We start from the raw sequence: 15,037 nt of genomic DNA, 5'->3' as shown, positions 1-15,037 counted from the left end.
ATTGCCTGAACGCGGACATGCGAAGAAGCGGAACGGCTGCTCAGCAGGCCGCGCCTTTGGGACAGCAATCAGCAAACAACCGGCGACGGGAGCAGGGTGAATGAAGACATATTGCGAGTTTACGTTCGAGGCCGCGCATTCGGTGGCGCCCTATTCCGGGCTGCACGGGCATACCTTCATCGTCAAGCTCACCTTCGGCGGTCCGGTCGACGAGGTCTATGGCTGGCCGGTCAATCTCTACGACGTCGAGAACTACATCAAGGAGATCAAGGGCGAGCACGGATCGGGCCTCGATCACGGCAACCTCGATCTCAACACCGAGATTGGCATCGCGTCCCTGGAGAACGTCACCACGTATATCTGGAGGCTGGTCAAGGCGCGCTTCCCGAACCTCGAAGAAGTCGAGCTCCGGCGCGGCATGCCCGGCTCCACGGAGGGCTGCATCTACCGCGGCGAGACGGCGGGCGCGGTCGGCCTCGCGGCCTGAGCGACACACTCCCTCACAGGACAGGAGCCGCCGTTGAGAGGCGGCTCTTTCGTTTTGGGACAGGCGCCGTGGTTAAGGCGTGTAGCTGAACGAATAGGACGCGGTCAGGCCGAAGCCCCACTGATTCTCCGAGCCGAAGCTCTTGACGATCGGGCTGTCGGCGGCGTCGCCGACGAGACGCTTGTAGGTGACGAACGCGGTCGTCGACCATTGCTGCGACCAGTCGTAGCTGATCGCGCCGGTCGCGCCGACCGACGTGACGCCGCCGGACGGCCGATACGGCGTAACCTGGCCGTTCAGCGCCGCCTCGACGGGCGTCACGCCGAAATAGGTGCGGGTGAATTCGGAGTCGCCGAGAGCAAGGCGGGGTCCGATCGAGACCGTGAACGCTCCGAAGCGCTGCACCGCGTCGAGGCCGAAATCGGCCACGAAGCCCTCGTGGCCGCCGAAGCCGCGCCGGATCTCGGCGCGGGCGCGCAGGAACTCGAGCGGCCAGTATTCCACAAAGACGCCGGGCTCCACCGCCCAGTCGATCTTCTCCAGGCCGAAAAGCTCCCGGTTGTCCTGCAGATAGCGTCCGCCCACGAAGCGGCCTACGACGCCGATCCGGAAGGCCGATTCCTCCAGGAACGAGAAGCTCAGGCCGTCGTCGGGAGCACTGAAGCGCTCGACCGTACCAGGCCGGCGGAAGCTCAGGGACGGATAGCCGATGAAGCTGAACTCGTCCGAACCGGGATAGGAAGGGCCGACCCGCAGATTGCCCTTCACGGTGACGATCCAGCCCGTGGAGGCCTGAATGGGTTCCTGCGAGAAGAACGGATCGGCTGCCTGAGCCATGCTCGAACCCGCCACGAGGGCCGTCAGTAAGGCGAGGGAGGGGGCTACGCGCATGGCTTTTCCAATTCGAGATTCCACCCTGCCGTGGTGGCCTCAAACGGACGTAAGGTCAAGCCTGGGATTGCGCCTATGGTTTCGCCTTGATGACGATGGGTCCCGGCGCCCGGGCTTCGGCAGCCGGAGAACTTTCGCGCAGCTGGGCGGTTGAACACGAGCCAGAATGTTGCAAGGGAGATCCTTTTGACCGCGATCAGCGCCAGCTCTCGTCCGCAGCCGGATGAATTCTATCCCAAGCCGCCTCCGACCGAGCCGGTGCCGAGCATGCCGATCCCGCCCGAGACGCCAGTGCCGCCCATGCCCCCCAGCACTCCGTCCCCTCTGCCCGAGCAGCCGCCGGAATCGGACAGGCCGGTCACTCATCCCATGCCGCCGCCCGAGGTTCCGTGACGATCCGGACGGCAGGTTGTGTCCTGGAGGCTTCAGGCCCCTTGCACGCGCAGATTGTTCTGGACGTGGAGAGCCCCTGAGGCCAGTTCCGCCAGATCCTCGGCGCGCCGCTTGAGGCCGCGGCTGGAGACGGTGCCGTTGAGGGTGATCTCGCCGTCCTTCACCAGGACCTCGATGTCCGAGGCGTCGATGAAGGGATCCTCTGTCAGCCGTTCGCAGACATCTTCGTGAATGCGCTCGTCGGAGCGCTTGTACCCCTTGGGGCCGCGACCGCGATGGGCTCCGGACGGACGAGCCTCGTCCCGGCCCGATTGCACCTCGGCGTCGTTCGGATCGCGTGAGCCGAAGGCGCCAAGTCCGGAGCGGTCGCGGCTGTAGCCAGGGTCGAACCCCTCGTCGTCCGGAGGTCCGCCCCGCCCGTCGTCGATCACGCCGCCGGCGAACTCGTTGGCATCGCTGCCGTAGCCGCCCGGATATTCACGACCTTCGCCGCGGAAGCCGACGGCACCGCGCGGCGGCACGTCGCCGTAGCCGTTGTCGTCATTGAAAGGGTTCCGATTCCGGCGGCGGGTATCTACCATGGGGTCTTCTCCTTCGATTGCAGGAGCAACCACCCCGCTTCCCGTCCGGTTCCACACGAAAGGCCCGTCCGAAAGGAACGCAGATTCCAGCACCATGAAGACAGCGCAGCGCATCAGGCTTTTCAATGACGTCTTCGCCCGCGACGCGGGCCGCTGCGTGTATTGCGGCATCCCCGCGCGGCGTCCGGGCCCGGGTGTGAAGCGTGCGCCCGATCTCGCGACCCTCGACCACGTGATGCCCAAATCCTTCGGCGGTCCGCTCGACCGGGACAACCTCGTGCTGGCCTGCTCGGCCTGCAACAACGAGCGCGGCACCATGGACGCACAGGCGTTCAAGGCCCTGAAGGCCCGCCAGGAGAAGCCGTGAGCATCGGAGAGAAGCCGTGAGCATCGGATGCTGTGCCGGTGTGGAACAGCCCTGTCCGTGCCGACGTTCGTCAGCAGGCAACGCCGCGATGAGAGGACGGTCAGGATGAACATCGAGGATCAGGTGCGTGAGGCCATCGTGGCCGAGCTGAAGCGCCAATCGGAAGCGGGCGAGCAGGGGCTGCGCGTCAAGGCGGGTGAGGCCGAGATGATCACCATCGAAGGTCGCGTCAATCTTGACGAGCTCACCATGGCGGTCGTGGGATCCCTGGCCGGAGGCCCCTGATCCGTCAGGCGGCGGGCGCCCTCCCGTGCATCCTCAAGGAACGCCCGGCTCTCGCTCCCGTCGCGTATTCGGGCCGCACGGTCGGCATCCTCGTTGCTCCCAGCATGACAGGCTCGATGCGGAAAGCAGCCCTTCCGGGCGTTTCGGAGGACCGTCATGACGGTCCGCATTTGAAAGGGCGCGCCTCTGCCGTCATAGGAGAGGCCGGGAAACGCCCGCTCTCGGCGAGGGTTCCGACGGGCCGCGCAGACACGAGGAGACGACCTTGGCCAAGCAGGAGATTTCGATTCGAACGGAGGACGGAACCGCCCGGGCAGGGCTGTTCCGCCCGGATCATCAGACCGCCGCGGGGGTCATTCTCTACATGGATGCCTTCGGGCTACGCCCCGCGCTCGACGCCATGGCCGAGCGCCTCGCCGCCGAGGGCTATGCGGTTCTCGTTCCCGATCTCTTCTATCGCTTCGGCGATTACGGACCCTTCGACGCCAGGACGGCCTTTTCCGAAGAGCCCTCCCGCAGCGCCCTGAGGAGCATGATCGAGGGCACGAGCCAGGACATGACCCGGCGCGATTCGGCGGCGTTCATCGAGGCCCTGACTGAGGCCGGTGCGACCAACCGGATCGGCACCGTCGGCTATTGCATGGGCGGGAGCCGCGCGCTTCATGCGGCGGCCGCCTATCCCGACCGCATCGCTGCCGCGGCGAGCTTCCATGGCGGACGGCTGGCCAGCGATGCGCCCGACAGCCCGCATCGCCACGTCTCCACCATCAGGGGGCGGGTCTATGTGGGCAGCGCGGGCGTCGACGGCAGCTTTCCGCCGGAACAATCGGGCCTGCTGGCGGAGGCTTTGCGCCGGGCCGAGGTCGACCACATCATCGAGAATTACGTCGGCATGGCCCATGGCTGGGCGGTATCCGACCACAGCGTCTATGACGCAGGCGGGGCCGAGCGCCACTGGAAGCGGCTCACGACCTTGTTCCACGAGACGCTGCGATGAGCCTGCCCTTGCGCGCGGGACGTCTCAGGCAGGCACCGAAGCCTTCGGCGGCAGTGGGAACAGGCTCACGAAACGGCCCGCGAGGACGCGGTCGCCTTCGATCTGAAGCGCGCCGGCCTGTTCCAGCGCCTCCAGCGGCTGGCCGCCATAGATCGCGCCGGCCAGGACCTGCGGAGCTCCCGACAGGATCACGTCGGCCGGATCGAGCGGGCTACGCGCGATCTCGATGCGGCCCTCGGCCAGGCGGGCGAGGAAGGTCTCCTCGCCGATACGAAAGCCGATTCGGGCGTCAAGGCCGCCGGCCCGCCCCGCGTCGAACATAGTTCGCATGGACAGCACCAGCGAGGCCGTGCTGAACGGCAGGGTGGGATCGTGCGACGGGGAGCGGGCGGCCCAGCGGCCGAGCGCCTGAAAGATCGGCTCACTCTCATAGCCCCATTCCGTCAGCTCATAGACCTGCACGGCCGCCGGCGGGGGCAGCCTGCGCCGCACGAGGATGCCGGCGGCCTCCAACCCGTCCAAACGTTGTGTGAGGACATTGGCGCTGATACCGGGCAGGCTCTCGCGCAGGTCGCCGAAGCGCTTCGGCCCCAGCATGAGCTCCCGCATCACCAGAAGGGCCCAGCGTTCGCCCACGAGATCGAGAGCATGAGCGGTCGCGCAGGCATCCTCGTAATGCCGCTTAGATCGACTGGGCGATTGCTCAGTTACATTTTCTAACTTCATAGTTGCTATAAATAACTTTTCATGGAATCAATGTCAAACCGCAAGCTTGAGGGAGAGACCGATGTCCAAGCTGATCTTTGTGAACCTGCCCGTTGCCGACCTGCCCAAGTCGATCGCGTTCTACGAGGCTCTGGGCGCCGTCAAGAACGAGCAGTTCACCGATCACACCGCCGCCTGCATGGTCTTCTCCGAAACCATCCACGCGATGCTCCTGACGCACGACAAGTTCCGCCAGTTCACGCCGAAGAAGATCGCCGACGCCCGCGATACAACCGAGGTGCTGATCTGCCTGTCCGCCGAGAGCCGGGACGACGTCGACGCGACGCTCGCCAGCGCGGCGGCGGCCGGCGGCCGGGCCGATCCAGGACCCAAGCAGGATTACGGCTTCATGTATGGCCGCAGCTTCGAGGATCCGGACGGTCATATCTGGGAAGTGATGTGGATGGATCTTGCGGCGGCCCAGGAGGCCATGAGCGCGCCCGCATCAGCCTGAGGCATCGACAGGGAGAGAACGTATGACTGCGATGTCCGACACGCCGGTGGCATCCGCCGGCACCGGAAACGGTGCAGCGATCTGGACCGGACGAGCCTTGAGCGGGCTCGTCGTCCTGTTCCTGCTCTTCGACGGAGCGATCAAGCTGGTGCCGCTCCAGGTGGTGATCGACACGGTGACCCCGCTCGGATGGCCGGCCGATCCCGCCCTGTGGCGTGCGCTCGGCGTCGTGCTCGTCGCCTCCGCGCTGCTCCATGCCTATCCGCGCACCTCCGTCCTGGGTGCGATCCTGGTCACCGCCTATCTCGGCGGCGCCGTCGCCACTCATCTGCGCATCGGCAGCCCGCTCTTGAGCCATACGCTGTTCGGCGTCTATCTCGGGATCGCCCTCTGGGCGGGTCTCTGGCTGCGCGATCCCCGCGTGAGGGCGCTTCTGCCGCTCGCCCGCTGACCTGCCGGGCAGCCGCGGACCGGGCTCTGCCTGGCGCCGGCGCGTTGCGCACGGGATTGAAAAACGCACCATCCCCAGGCAAGCTTGAGCAAAGTGCAGGGGACAGCGATGGTCGTTTACGTGTTGGCGCTCCTGATCGGCGTGATCGCCGGTCTGCGGGCCATGACGGCTCCCGCGGCCGTCAGCTGGGCGGCCTTTCTCGGCCTCCTCAATCTCGAAGGAACCTGGCTCGCCTTCCTGGGCTATCGCTTCACGCCGTGGATCATGACGGTTCTCGCCGTCGGCGAGCTGATCGGCGACCAGCTTCCCACCACGCCGAGCCGCAAGACCCCGCTGCCCTTCGCAACCCGGATCATCGTCGGCGGCCTGTGCGGCGCGGCAATTGCCGCGCAGAGCGGATCGTTCATCGGCGGATTCGCGGCGGGAGCCGTGGGCGGGATCATCGGGACACTCGGAGGAGCGGAAGGCCGGGCGCGGCTCGCGGCCGCCTTCGGCAAGGATCGTCCCGCCGCCCTGGTCGAGGATGCCGTCGCGATCCTCGGAGCGGCCCTGATCGTAGGAGCGATACCATGACCGAATCGTTCGATGCCATCGTGGTCGGCGCCGGCCAGGCCGGGCCGTCGCTTGCGGGACGATTGACCAAAGCGGGCATGCAGGTCGCCATCATCGAGCGCAAGCTGTTCGGCGGCACCTGCGTCAATACCGGCTGCATGCCGACCAAGACCCTGGTGGCCAGCGCCTATGCGGCGCATCTCGCCCGTCGGAGCGCGGATTTCGGCGTGTCCATCGAAAGTCCCATCGCCATCGACATGAAGCGCGTCAGGGCCCGGGCTGATACCGTCTCGACGAATGCCCGCACGAATGTCGAAACCTGGCTGCGCGGCATGGACGGCCTTACCGTGATCGAAGGTCACGCCCGTTTCGAGAGCCCCGACACGATCCGAGTGGACGACCGGGTGCTGCAGGCGCCGCGCATCTTCCTCAACGTGGGCGGCCGCGCGAGCATTCCCGACATGCCGGGCGTCGGCACGGTCTCCTACCTCACCAACACGTCGATCCTGCAGCTCGACATGCTGCCGCGCCATCTCGTCGTGGTGGGCGGCAGCTATATCGGGCTCGAATTCGCCCAAATGTACCGGCGCTTCGGCGCGCAGGTGACCATTGTCGAGAGGGGACCACGGCTGATCGCCCGCGAGGACGAGGACGTATCGGAAGCCATCCGGGACATCCTGGCCGGCGAAGGAATCGCGGTGCGCACCAACGCCACCTGCATCGGCTTCAAGCCCCATGCGGACGGCGTGGCCGTCGATGTCGACTGCACCTCCGGCGATCCGTTCGTGGTCGGCTCGCACGTGCTGCTCGCCGTCGGGCGCCGGCCGAACACGGACGATCTCGATCTCGACCGCGCGGGCGTTGCGGTCGACGCGCGCGGCACGATCATCGTCGACGACACGCTGGCGACCAGCGTTCCCGGCATCTGGGCACTGGGCGACTGCAACGGCCGCGGTGCGTTCACCCACACGGCCTATAACGATTACGAGATCGTCGCGGCCAATCTGCTCGACGGGGCGTCGCGGCGGGTGAGCGACCGGCTCCCGGGCTACGCGCTCTACATCGACCCGCCGCTCGGCCGCGTCGGCATGACGGAGATGGAGGCGCGCAGGACCGGCCGCCCGCTCCTCGTGTCCAAGCGCCCGATGACCCGGGTCGGCCGCGCGATCGAGAAGGACGAGACCAAGGGCTTCATGAAGATCGTCGCCGACGCCGACACGAAAAAGATCCTCGGGGCGGCCATTCTCGGAACAGGCGGCGACGAGGCGATCCACGGCATCCTCGACATGATGAATGCCGGCGCCGATTACCCGACCCTGCAATGGGCGGTGCCGATCCATCCGACAGTCTCGGAACTGATCCCGACGGTGCTCGGCGATCTGACGCCTGCCGCCTGAGGCGAGCGTCGATCGGGATTTGGTTCCCGCACGATGCGGCCGGCTGCATTACGGATTTGTAATTCTCGCGCAATGCGACGGGAAAACGGCCACGCCTACGCTGATCTCCGCAAGCGCGCCCTTTCACTGCCGTGTCAGCCCTGACGGAGAATCATCCATGACGTCGAATCAGGAGTTCAAGGGGCCAGGACAGGCGAGGCTGTCGCCCCTGGATCTGAAGCAGATCCGAGAGGCTGTCAGTGAAGTGCGAGCCTCGACTCCGAGAAGCGTCCTGGCCGACCTGGTCGAGGAGAAGATCCGGACGCTCGCGAGCGACGCTCCGGATCCGCCCTTCGACGTGGCGCCCGCGCAGGACTGGCGGCTCTTCGGCTGAAATCTTGTCCTCCCCACGGATCGTCAACCTCATGAACGGCTAATCCCTGCCGCTCTCCTGTTCGAGAATCCGTCTCCACAGTTCGTCCGCGGCGTGGTTGCGGCAATCGGGCGACCGGAACAGGCGGATCTCGACCGGGATGTCGAACCTGTCGGGTCCGGCCCGCACCAGTCGCTGACGCGCCAGATCCTCCTCGGCGAGCCCGAGCGGGAGCCAGGCGACGCCGTGTCCCTCGCGGGCCATGGTCATCAAGGTGGCGGCGAGATGCGACGTGAAGGCGCTTTCCAGGTGGCCCGCCTCGGTGCTCCCGACCGGGTGGGCCGCCAGGATGCGGCCGAGCCCGGATGCGGAGCTGTAGGCGAGGAGCCGCGACGGCCTCCCGGACGTGCCGGGCAGTGGCCAGAGGGGCTCACCATCCGCATCGGGAGCGCAGACCGGGACCAGGAGATCCTCGCCTGCCCGGATGCTCTCGAAGCGGCTGCCATCGAAACGCGTCGGCGCGTCGGCGTGGGCGTGGCAGAGCAGGAAATGCACCTCGCCGCCGAGCATGATCTGCTCGCAGGCCTCCATGCTGTCCGAGATCAGGTTGAGCGTGCCGAGCGCCTCGACCTGCATGTGCCGGCGGATCCAGCCGGGAAAGAACGTGAAGGACAGGGCGTGCGTCGCGGCGATCGCCAACGATCCCGTCTCGCGCTCGCCCGCGGAACGCGTCTCGCGGCGCGCGCGATGCAGATTGCGCATCAGGTCCTCGGCCAGGGGCCGGAAGTGGAGCCCGGCCCGCGTCAGACTCGCCCCCTGGGTTCCCCGCACGAACAGGGGTGTGCCGACCCAATCCTCGAGCGCACGAATGCGACGGCTGAAGGCAGGCTGGGAGACATGGCGGGCCTCCGCCGCTCTGGAGAAGTTGCTCTGCTCTGCCAGAGCCAGGAAGTCCTCAAGCCAGGTCAGGTCCATGTCGATGCCGATCATGCATAACGCGAACCGATCTTGGCATTGGCCCTCCGGCGCTGTCCAGGCGTATGAAGACCTTCAATCCGCATCCTGCAAGCGCGAGAAGGTTGTCCATGCGCATCATCGACGTCCGCGAAATCACCCAGCCGATCGCCTCGCCGATCCGCAACGCCTATATCGACTTCACCAAGATGACGACGAGCCTCGTCGCCGTGGTGACCGACGTGGTGCGCGACGGCCGCCGCGTCGTCGGCTACGGCTTCAACTCGAACGGCCGTTACGGCCAGGGAGGCCTCATCCGCGAGCGTTTCCGCGACCGGATCCTCGAGGCTGCTCCCGACAGCCTGCTCGACGAGAGCGGCGACAACCTGGATCCGCACAAGATCTGGGCCACGATGATGAAGAACGAGAAGCCCGGCGGGCACGGCGAGCGCTCGGTGGCGGTCGGCACCCTCGACATGGCGATCTGGGATGCCACCGCCAAGATCGCGGGCAAGCCGCTCTTCCGCCTGCTGGCCGAGCGCAAGGGCCGCGAGGCCGATCCGCGCGTCTTCGTCTATGCGGCCGGCGGCTACTATTATCCGGGCAAGGACGACGGCGCCCTGCGGGCCGAGATGCGCAGCTATCTCGACCGCGGCTACACCGTCGTGAAGATGAAGATCGGCGGCGCCTCGATCGCCGAGGACCAGCGCCGGATCGAGGCCGTGCTTGCCGAGATCGGATCCCAGGCGCAGCTTGCCGTCGATGCCAACGGGCGCTTCGATCTCGAGACCGCGATCGCTTATGCCAAGATGCTGCGCCAGTATCCGCTGTTCTGGTACGAGGAGGCGGGGGATCCGCTCGACTACGCGCTCCAGGCGGCGCTGTCCGAGTTCTATCCCGGCCCGATGGCGACCGGCGAGAACCTCTTCTCGCATCAGGATGCCCGCAATCTCCTGCGTTACGGCGGCATGCGGCCGGACCGCGACTGGCTGCAGTTCGACTGCGCCCTGTCCTACGGGCTGGTGGAGTACCTGCGCACCCTCGACGCGCTCGAGCAGTGCGGCTGGTCGCCCTCGCGGTGCATCCCACACGGGGGGCACCAGATGTCGCTCAACATCGCGGCCGGCCTCGGGCTCGGAGGCAACGAGAGCTATCCGGACCTGTTCCAGCCCTATGGGGGATTCCCGGACAGCGTGCGGGTGGAGAATGGCCACATCGTCATGCCGGAACTGCCCGGCATCGGGTTCGAGGGCAAGTCGGACCTGATCAAGGTGATGCGCGAACTGGCCGAGTGACCCTCGCTGAGGCTCTCAGGTCACCGGTGGGACGCGGTACTGCTCGTCCGTGACGTGTTCCAGCCACGTCACATGCGTGCCGTCGAGGGCCTCCTGCATGGCGATATGGACCATGCCGGCATGGGGTGCCGCCCCATGCCAATGCTTCTCGCCCGGTGGGATCCAGACGCTGTCGCCGGCCTTGATCTCCCGGACCGGGCCATCCCAGGTCTGCACGCGCCCGACGCCCAGGATCACATGAAGGGTCTGGCCGAGCGGATGCGTGTGCCAGGCCGTCCGGGCGCCGGGCTCGAACGTGACACGGTTGGCGCGGATGCGCGCCGGAGGCGGGGCATCGACGATCGGATCATGCCAGACGGTTCCCGTGAAGGCATCGGCCGGGGCCTGCTTCGTCGGAAACGCTCCTGCAGCGTGGATTTCCATGAATTCTTCCTCTCGATGGTGTCATGGCGCCAAAGCAGGCACATCACAGATGCTTGATGCCGACGCTCGCGATCAGCGGGAGAAGCTCGTCCCGGGCATCGATGCGGTGCTGGCGGGCGCGGTGATGGGCGTCTGCCACCTGCCCGGTCCGGATCGCCTCGGCTACCGCCCTGTGGGCGGCGGCCGATCCGGTCGGTTTCGACCGGAGCCTGAGGGTGAGCATCCGGGCCCGATGGGCCTGGTCGGTGATGGTCTGGGCGATCCGGAGGATCCGGCTGTTGCCGCACCGCTCCACGAGGAGGCGGTGGAACTGGTCATCGGCCGTCGCCCAGGCGTGGAGATCGTCCCTGCGAAGGGCCTGTTCCATGCGGGCGGTCGCCTCCTCGAGTTCCTGGGCCACTTGGCTTCGAGCCTCCAGAGGCATGGCGGCCAGAAGCTCCGCCGCGCGCGCCTCGATGGCGATCACGACGTCGTAGATCTCCCGAATGTCCTCCGGGGAGAGCGGACAGACCTGCACGCCCCGCTTGGAGAGCACCCGGACCAACCCGTCCTCCTGCAGGCGGATGATGGCCTCGTGCACCGGCGTTCGGCTCATGCCGAGCCGCAGCGCGATCTCCTGCTCGGAGCCCTGGTATCCGGGCGGGAAGACGTTGTCGCGGATCGCGTCCTTGAGGGCCCTGTAGGCGTCCTCCACCAGGGACGGCTTCTTCGCGGTCTCGACCGTCCGCACCTGCTTCAACTTGCTCGCCATGCGTCCTCCGGCCTCATCATGCCCCGGTCGGATCTTCCATACAAGATTGAATGGATCCTTGACAAACCACCGGGTCGACGCTCAGAGTGCTTGCATGCCAACTTCCATGGAAGCTGCTACGCAACAGGTGGCGGTAACCGGGCCGCTCGTGAAAGCGGGGGCATTCAGGGGCAGATGGACCAGGCCACACGGTGCATAAACCGCGGGCCGCCGGACGCGACGGGCAAGAGATGCCGATCCCGTCGCCAAAACCCTCAAGGGAAGGAAACGCCTATGAAGAAAACTCTCTTGACCCTCGCGGCGGCCCTGGGCCTCGTCGCGACAGCCGCACAGGCGCAGGGAACCTACCCGACGCGGCCCATCACCCTGGTGGTGCCGTTCTCCGCCGGCGGCACGACGGACGTGGTGGCTCGCCTCATGGCCGATCACATGGGCCGCACGCTCGGTCAGCAACTCGTGGTCGAGAACGTCACCGGAGCGGGAGGCACCGTCGGCGTGACCCGCGTGTCGAAGGCCGAGCCGGACGGCTACACGATCCTCATGGGCAATCTGGGCACGCAGGCGGCGAGCGTCGGCCTTTATCCCAAGCTGGCCTATGATCCGCGCGTCGATTTCGAGCCGATCATGAACTCGGCCGCCACACCGATGCTCGTGGTCGCCAAGAAGGACCTGCCGGTCAAGGACTTCAAGGAATTCGTCGCCTATCTGAAAGCCAATGCGCCCAAGATGAACTATGGCTCGGGCGGCGTCGGCTCGACCTCGCACCTGACCTGCCTGTTCCTGGAATCCCTGCTCGGCGTCAAGCCGCAGCATGTGCCGTTCCGCGGCTCGGGCCCGGCCTTGAACGCGCTGCTCGGCGGGCAGGTCGACTATGTGTGCGATCAGACGGTCGCTATCGTGCCGACCGTGCAGGCGAAGGAGGCGAACGGACTGGTGGTCGCGGTGCAGAACCGCCTCCCGGTCATTCCGGATGTGCCGACATCGGCCGAACAGGGGCTGCCGCAGTTCCAGGCGACTGGCTGGAACGCGCTCTTCGCCCCGAAGGGAACGCCCAAGGACATCATCACGAAGCTCAATGCCGCCGCCAAGGCCGCCCTCAAGGACGAGACCACCCGCAAGCGCCTTCTCGATCTCGGCGCCGAGCTTCCGGACGAGGCGGGCCAGACCCCAGAGGCGCTCGCCAAGCTCGTGAGCTCCGAGATTGACAAATGGGTGCCCGTCATCAAGGCCTCGGGGGTTACGGGACAGTAACGACCCGGAGCGGATGCGGGCGCTTCCGGCCCTCGCATCCGCCCTCGGGCCTTCATGAGAGACGAACGGATTTTCACATGGCATCGGATCAAAAGAAGCGCTATCGGCTCGCCGTCATTCCGGGCGACGGCATCGGCAAGGAAACGACCCCCGAGGGCGTGAGGGTGCTGGAGGCCGCGGCCAAGAAATTCGGCTTCGACCTGCAGCTCGATCATTTCGACTTCTCGTCCTACGACTACTACGCCAAGCATGGCCGCATGCTGCCGGAGGACTGGAAGGAGCAGATCGGCTCGCACGATGCCATCTTCTTCGGAGCGGTCGGCTGGCCGGAGAAGATCCCGGACCACGTCTCCCTCTGGGGATCGCTGCTGCAGTTCCGGCGCGAATTCGACCAGTACATCAACCTGCGGCCCGTGCGGCTGATGCCGGGAGTGCCGACGCCGCTCGCCAACCGCAAGCCCGGCGATATCGACTTCTGGGTCGTGCGCGAGAACACCGAGGGCGAGTACTCGTCCATCGGCGGCAAGATGTTCCCCGGCACGGACCGCGAGGTCGTCATCCAGGAAACCGTGATGACGCGCATCGGCGTCGACCGGGTGCTGCAATTCGCCTTCGACCTCGCCCAGAAGCGCCCGAAGAAGCACCTGACCTCGGCCACGAAGTCGAACGGCATCTCGATCACCATGCCCTATTGGGACGAGCGCGTGGAGGAGATGGCCAAACGCTATCCGGACGTGAAGTGGGACAAGTACCACATCGACATCCTGACCGCCCATTTCGTGCTGCATCCCGACTGGTTCGACGTAGTCGTCGCGTCGAACCTCTTCGGCGACATCCTGTCCGATCTCGGACCCGCCTGCACGGGCACGATCGGCATCGCGCCCTCGGGCAACATCAATCCGAACAGCGATTTCCCCTCGCTCTTCGAGCCGGTCCACGGCTCGGCGCCCGACATCGCCGGCCAGGGTGTCGCCAACCCCATCGGCCAGATCTGGGCCGGCGCCATGATGCTGGAGCATCTCGGTGAAGCGGAAGCGGCCGCCGCCATCGTCCAGGCCATCGAGGACGTCTTGAGCGAGCGGACCCTGCGCACCCGCGATCTCGGCGGAAATGCGGGAACCGAGACCACCGGCAAGGCCGTGGCCGAGGCCCTCGGCTAATCGAATCCAACACGATCCTCGGCCGCTGCCCGTCCGGCGGCCGACAACATCAGGTGCCATCATGAACAGCTACAAGATAGCCGCCATTCCGGGCGATGGAATCGGCAAGGAAGTCATCGCGGCCGGCGTCGAGGTCCTCCAGGCCCTGGGAGCCCGCGACGGCGGCTTCGGGCTCGAATTCGAGACCTTCGACTGGGGCTCGGACTACTACAAGACCCATGGCGTCATGATGCCGGAGAACGGCCGCGAGACCCTTCGACGATTCGATGCGATCTATTTCGGCGCCGTGGGCGCGCCGGACGTGCCCGATCACGTCACCCTGTGGGGACTGCGCCTGGCGATCTGCCAGCCCTTCGACCAATACGCGAATGTGCGCCCGACGCGCATCCTGCCGGGGATCGAAGGACCGCTTCGCAACGTGGCCGCGAAGGATCTCGACTGGGTGATCGTGCGCGAGAACTCCGAGGGCGAGTATGCCGGCCAGGGCGGGCGCTCGCACCGCGGCCTGCCGGAAGAAGTCGCAACCGAAGTCTCGATCTTCACCCGGGCCGGCGTCACCCGCATCATGCGCTATGCCTTCAGGCTCGCGCAGTCGCGGCCGCGCAAGCTCCTGACGGTGGTGACGAAATCGAACGCGCAGCGCCACGGCATGGTCATGTGGGACGAGATCGCCGCCGAGGTGGCGCAGGACTTCCCGGACGTGACCTGGGACAAGATGCTGGTCGACGCCATGACCATGCGCATGACCCTCAAGCCCCAGAGCCTCGACACCATCGTGGCCACCAACCTGCATGCGGACATCCTGTCTGATCTGGCTGCGGCGCTCGCCGGCTCGCTCGGCATCGCGCCGACCGCCAACCTCAATCCGGAGCGGACATTCCCCTCGATGTTCGAGCCGATCCATGGGTCGGCCTTCGATATCACGGGGAAGGGCATCGCCAATCCTGTCGGCACGTTCTGGACGGCAACCATGATGCTGGAGCATCTCGGCGAGAAGCCGGCCGCCGAGCGCCTCATGCGGGCGATCGAGCGGGTGACGGCCGATCCCGCGCTGCATACGCCGGATCTCGGCGGCTCGGCCACGACCCGTCAGGTCACCGATGCCGTGATCGCCGCCATTCACGGCGACAACGCATAGGGCGGCTCGAGCATCGGGCCTGTTCGACCGGCGCTCGATCCAAGGTCGTTGCCGCCTGCCTTCGGGCGCGGTAAGCGATCGCGGAACGAGAGA

Annotated in this window: 20 protein-coding genes; 13 read left to right on the top strand and 7 right to left on the bottom strand. The window is 66.5% G+C overall.

Going from position 1 to position 15,037, the window contains the following annotated elements:
- The first annotated feature begins 100 nt into the window (after positions 1-100).
- Positions 101-487, top strand: coding sequence for a 6-carboxytetrahydropterin synthase (locus tag HPT29_RS00325; RefSeq protein ID WP_173945993.1), 387 nt, complete (start codon positions 101-103; stop codon positions 485-487).
- A 72-nt stretch (positions 488-559) separates the two neighbouring features.
- On the opposite strand, the gene HPT29_RS00320 is transcribed toward HPT29_RS00325, so the two are convergent.
- The 3 genes from HPT29_RS00320 to HPT29_RS00310 form a co-directional block, all read right to left on the bottom strand.
- Positions 560-1,378: a MipA/OmpV family protein gene (locus tag HPT29_RS00320; RefSeq protein WP_173945994.1), complete on the bottom strand. Its 819-nt coding sequence runs from the start codon at positions 1,376-1,378 to the stop codon at positions 560-562.
- Between the two features lie 230 nt (positions 1,379-1,608).
- Complete coding sequence (locus HPT29_RS00315; protein ID WP_256439487.1) at positions 1,609-1,740, bottom strand: hypothetical protein; 132 nt, start codon at positions 1,738-1,740, stop codon at positions 1,609-1,611.
- Between the two features lie 63 nt (positions 1,741-1,803).
- Entirely contained in the window at positions 1,804-2,352 is a 549-nt protein-coding gene (locus HPT29_RS00310) for a BON domain-containing protein (RefSeq protein WP_210271968.1), read from the bottom strand.
- A 94-nt stretch (positions 2,353-2,446) separates the two neighbouring features.
- Here HPT29_RS00310 and HPT29_RS00305 point away from each other — a divergent pair, with 94 nt between their 5' ends.
- The 3 genes from HPT29_RS00305 to HPT29_RS00295 all read left to right on the top strand — a co-directional run bounded on the left by HPT29_RS00305 (position 2,447) and on the right by HPT29_RS00295 (position 4,001).
- Positions 2,447-2,719: an HNH endonuclease gene (locus tag HPT29_RS00305; protein ID WP_210271969.1), complete on the top strand. Its 273-nt coding sequence runs from the start codon at positions 2,447-2,449 to the stop codon at positions 2,717-2,719.
- Positions 2,720-2,824: 105 nt separating this feature from the next.
- Positions 2,825-3,004, top strand: a complete 180-nt coding sequence (locus tag HPT29_RS00300) for a hypothetical protein (RefSeq protein ID WP_173945997.1) — start codon at positions 2,825-2,827, stop codon at positions 3,002-3,004.
- 265 nt (positions 3,005-3,269) lie between these two features.
- On the top strand, positions 3,270-4,001 hold the full coding sequence (locus HPT29_RS00295; RefSeq protein WP_173945998.1) for a dienelactone hydrolase family protein: 732 nt from the start codon (positions 3,270-3,272) through the stop codon (positions 3,999-4,001).
- Positions 4,002-4,025: 24 nt separating this feature from the next.
- On the opposite strand, the gene HPT29_RS00290 is transcribed toward HPT29_RS00295, so the two are convergent.
- The gene (locus tag HPT29_RS00290) at positions 4,026-4,727 is read right to left on the bottom strand and encodes a winged helix-turn-helix transcriptional regulator (RefSeq protein WP_173945999.1); all 702 of its coding nucleotides are present in this window, start codon (positions 4,725-4,727) and stop codon (positions 4,026-4,028) included.
- A 61-nt stretch (positions 4,728-4,788) separates the two neighbouring features.
- On the opposite strand from HPT29_RS00290, the gene HPT29_RS00285 reads away from it, so the two are divergent.
- From HPT29_RS00285 to HPT29_RS00265, 5 genes are all read left to right on the top strand, one after another.
- A complete protein-coding gene (locus tag HPT29_RS00285; protein WP_173946000.1) occupies positions 4,789-5,220 on the top strand; it encodes a VOC family protein in 432 nt (143 codons plus the stop codon).
- A gap of 22 nt (positions 5,221-5,242) precedes the next feature.
- A complete protein-coding gene (locus tag HPT29_RS00280; protein ID WP_173946001.1) occupies positions 5,243-5,671 on the top strand; it encodes a DoxX family protein in 429 nt (142 codons plus the stop codon).
- Between the two features lie 108 nt (positions 5,672-5,779).
- Complete coding sequence (locus HPT29_RS00275) at positions 5,780-6,244, top strand: DUF4126 domain-containing protein (RefSeq protein WP_173946002.1); 465 nt, start codon at positions 5,780-5,782, stop codon at positions 6,242-6,244.
- Positions 6,241-7,620, top strand: a complete 1,380-nt coding sequence (locus HPT29_RS00270; protein WP_173946003.1) for an FAD-containing oxidoreductase — start codon at positions 6,241-6,243, stop codon at positions 7,618-7,620. The genes HPT29_RS00275 and HPT29_RS00270 overlap by 4 nt, the downstream gene beginning before the upstream one ends.
- A 157-nt stretch (positions 7,621-7,777) precedes the next feature.
- Positions 7,778-7,993: a hypothetical protein gene (locus HPT29_RS00265; protein ID WP_173946004.1), complete on the top strand. Its 216-nt coding sequence runs from the start codon at positions 7,778-7,780 to the stop codon at positions 7,991-7,993.
- A gap of 39 nt (positions 7,994-8,032) precedes the next feature.
- Here HPT29_RS00265 and HPT29_RS00260 read toward each other — a convergent pair whose 3' ends face one another.
- Complete coding sequence (locus HPT29_RS00260) at positions 8,033-8,947, bottom strand: LysR family transcriptional regulator (RefSeq protein ID WP_173946013.1); 915 nt, start codon at positions 8,945-8,947, stop codon at positions 8,033-8,035.
- Between the two features lie 104 nt (positions 8,948-9,051).
- On the opposite strand from HPT29_RS00260, the gene HPT29_RS00255 reads away from it, so the two are divergent.
- On the top strand, positions 9,052-10,221 hold the full coding sequence (locus tag HPT29_RS00255; protein ID WP_210271970.1) for a mandelate racemase/muconate lactonizing enzyme family protein: 1,170 nt from the start codon (positions 9,052-9,054) through the stop codon (positions 10,219-10,221).
- A 15-nt stretch (positions 10,222-10,236) separates the two neighbouring features.
- Here the strand turns inward: HPT29_RS00255 and HPT29_RS00250 are convergent, their stop codons facing one another.
- Both HPT29_RS00250 and HPT29_RS00245 read right to left on the bottom strand, forming a co-directional pair.
- Positions 10,237-10,644 carry a (R)-mandelonitrile lyase gene (locus tag HPT29_RS00250; RefSeq protein WP_173946006.1) on the bottom strand — a complete coding sequence of 136 codons (408 nt, stop codon included), beginning with the start codon at positions 10,642-10,644 and terminating at the stop codon, positions 10,237-10,239.
- A gap of 43 nt (positions 10,645-10,687) precedes the next feature.
- The gene (locus tag HPT29_RS00245; protein ID WP_173946007.1) at positions 10,688-11,395 is read right to left on the bottom strand and encodes a GntR family transcriptional regulator; all 708 of its coding nucleotides are present in this window, start codon (positions 11,393-11,395) and stop codon (positions 10,688-10,690) included.
- Between the two features lie 273 nt (positions 11,396-11,668).
- Between HPT29_RS00245 and HPT29_RS00240 the strand changes: the two genes are divergently transcribed.
- From HPT29_RS00240 to HPT29_RS00230, 3 genes are all read left to right on the top strand, one after another.
- On the top strand, positions 11,669-12,646 hold the full coding sequence (locus HPT29_RS00240; RefSeq protein ID WP_173946008.1) for a tripartite tricarboxylate transporter substrate-binding protein: 978 nt from the start codon (positions 11,669-11,671) through the stop codon (positions 12,644-12,646).
- Positions 12,647-12,723: 77 nt separating this feature from the next.
- On the top strand, positions 12,724-13,806 hold the full coding sequence (locus tag HPT29_RS00235) for a tartrate dehydrogenase (RefSeq protein WP_173946009.1): 1,083 nt from the start codon (positions 12,724-12,726) through the stop codon (positions 13,804-13,806).
- Between the two features lie 61 nt (positions 13,807-13,867).
- Positions 13,868-14,944 (top strand): tartrate dehydrogenase, encoded by a 1,077-nt coding sequence (locus HPT29_RS00230; RefSeq protein ID WP_173946010.1) that lies wholly within the window; start codon positions 13,868-13,870, stop codon positions 14,942-14,944.
- The last annotated feature ends 93 nt before the right edge of the window (positions 14,945-15,037 follow it).

Origin of the sequence: Microvirga terrae (assembly GCF_013307435.2) — a bacterium.
GTDB lineage: Bacteria > Pseudomonadota > Alphaproteobacteria > Rhizobiales > Beijerinckiaceae > Microvirga > Microvirga terrae.
This window is presented reverse-complemented; position numbering and strand designations above follow the sequence as displayed.

What these genes read in the sequence shown, in the direction of transcription:
- HPT29_RS00325 (WP_173945993.1), top strand. Translation starts at nt 101, where the DNA reads ATGAAGACATATTGCGAGTTTACGTTCGAGGCCGCGCATTCGGTGGCG.
- HPT29_RS00320 (WP_173945994.1), bottom strand. Translation starts at nt 1,378, where the DNA reads ATGCGCGTAGCCCCCTCCCTCGCCTTACTGACGGCCCTCGTGGCGGGT.
- HPT29_RS00310 (WP_210271968.1), bottom strand. Translation starts at nt 2,352, where the DNA reads ATGGTAGATACCCGCCGCCGGAATCGGAACCCTTTCAATGACGACAAC.
- HPT29_RS00305 (WP_210271969.1), top strand. Translation starts at nt 2,447, where the DNA reads ATGAAGACAGCGCAGCGCATCAGGCTTTTCAATGACGTCTTCGCCCGC.
- HPT29_RS00300 (WP_173945997.1), top strand. Translation starts at nt 2,825, where the DNA reads ATGAACATCGAGGATCAGGTGCGTGAGGCCATCGTGGCCGAGCTGAAG.
- HPT29_RS00290 (WP_173945999.1), bottom strand. Translation starts at nt 4,727, where the DNA reads ATGAAGTTAGAAAATGTAACTGAGCAATCGCCCAGTCGATCTAAGCGG.
- HPT29_RS00285 (WP_173946000.1), top strand. Translation starts at nt 4,789, where the DNA reads ATGTCCAAGCTGATCTTTGTGAACCTGCCCGTTGCCGACCTGCCCAAG.
- HPT29_RS00280 (WP_173946001.1), top strand. Translation starts at nt 5,243, where the DNA reads ATGACTGCGATGTCCGACACGCCGGTGGCATCCGCCGGCACCGGAAAC.
- HPT29_RS00275 (WP_173946002.1), top strand. Translation starts at nt 5,780, where the DNA reads ATGGTCGTTTACGTGTTGGCGCTCCTGATCGGCGTGATCGCCGGTCTG.
- HPT29_RS00270 (WP_173946003.1), top strand. Translation starts at nt 6,241, where the DNA reads ATGACCGAATCGTTCGATGCCATCGTGGTCGGCGCCGGCCAGGCCGGG.
- HPT29_RS00265 (WP_173946004.1), top strand. Translation starts at nt 7,778, where the DNA reads ATGACGTCGAATCAGGAGTTCAAGGGGCCAGGACAGGCGAGGCTGTCG.
- HPT29_RS00260 (WP_173946013.1), bottom strand. Translation starts at nt 8,947, where the DNA reads ATGGACCTGACCTGGCTTGAGGACTTCCTGGCTCTGGCAGAGCAGAGC.
- HPT29_RS00250 (WP_173946006.1), bottom strand. Translation starts at nt 10,644, where the DNA reads ATGGAAATCCACGCTGCAGGAGCGTTTCCGACGAAGCAGGCCCCGGCC.
- HPT29_RS00245 (WP_173946007.1), bottom strand. Translation starts at nt 11,395, where the DNA reads ATGGCGAGCAAGTTGAAGCAGGTGCGGACGGTCGAGACCGCGAAGAAG.
- HPT29_RS00240 (WP_173946008.1), top strand. Translation starts at nt 11,669, where the DNA reads ATGAAGAAAACTCTCTTGACCCTCGCGGCGGCCCTGGGCCTCGTCGCG.
- HPT29_RS00235 (WP_173946009.1), top strand. Translation starts at nt 12,724, where the DNA reads ATGGCATCGGATCAAAAGAAGCGCTATCGGCTCGCCGTCATTCCGGGC.
- HPT29_RS00230 (WP_173946010.1), top strand. Translation starts at nt 13,868, where the DNA reads ATGAACAGCTACAAGATAGCCGCCATTCCGGGCGATGGAATCGGCAAG.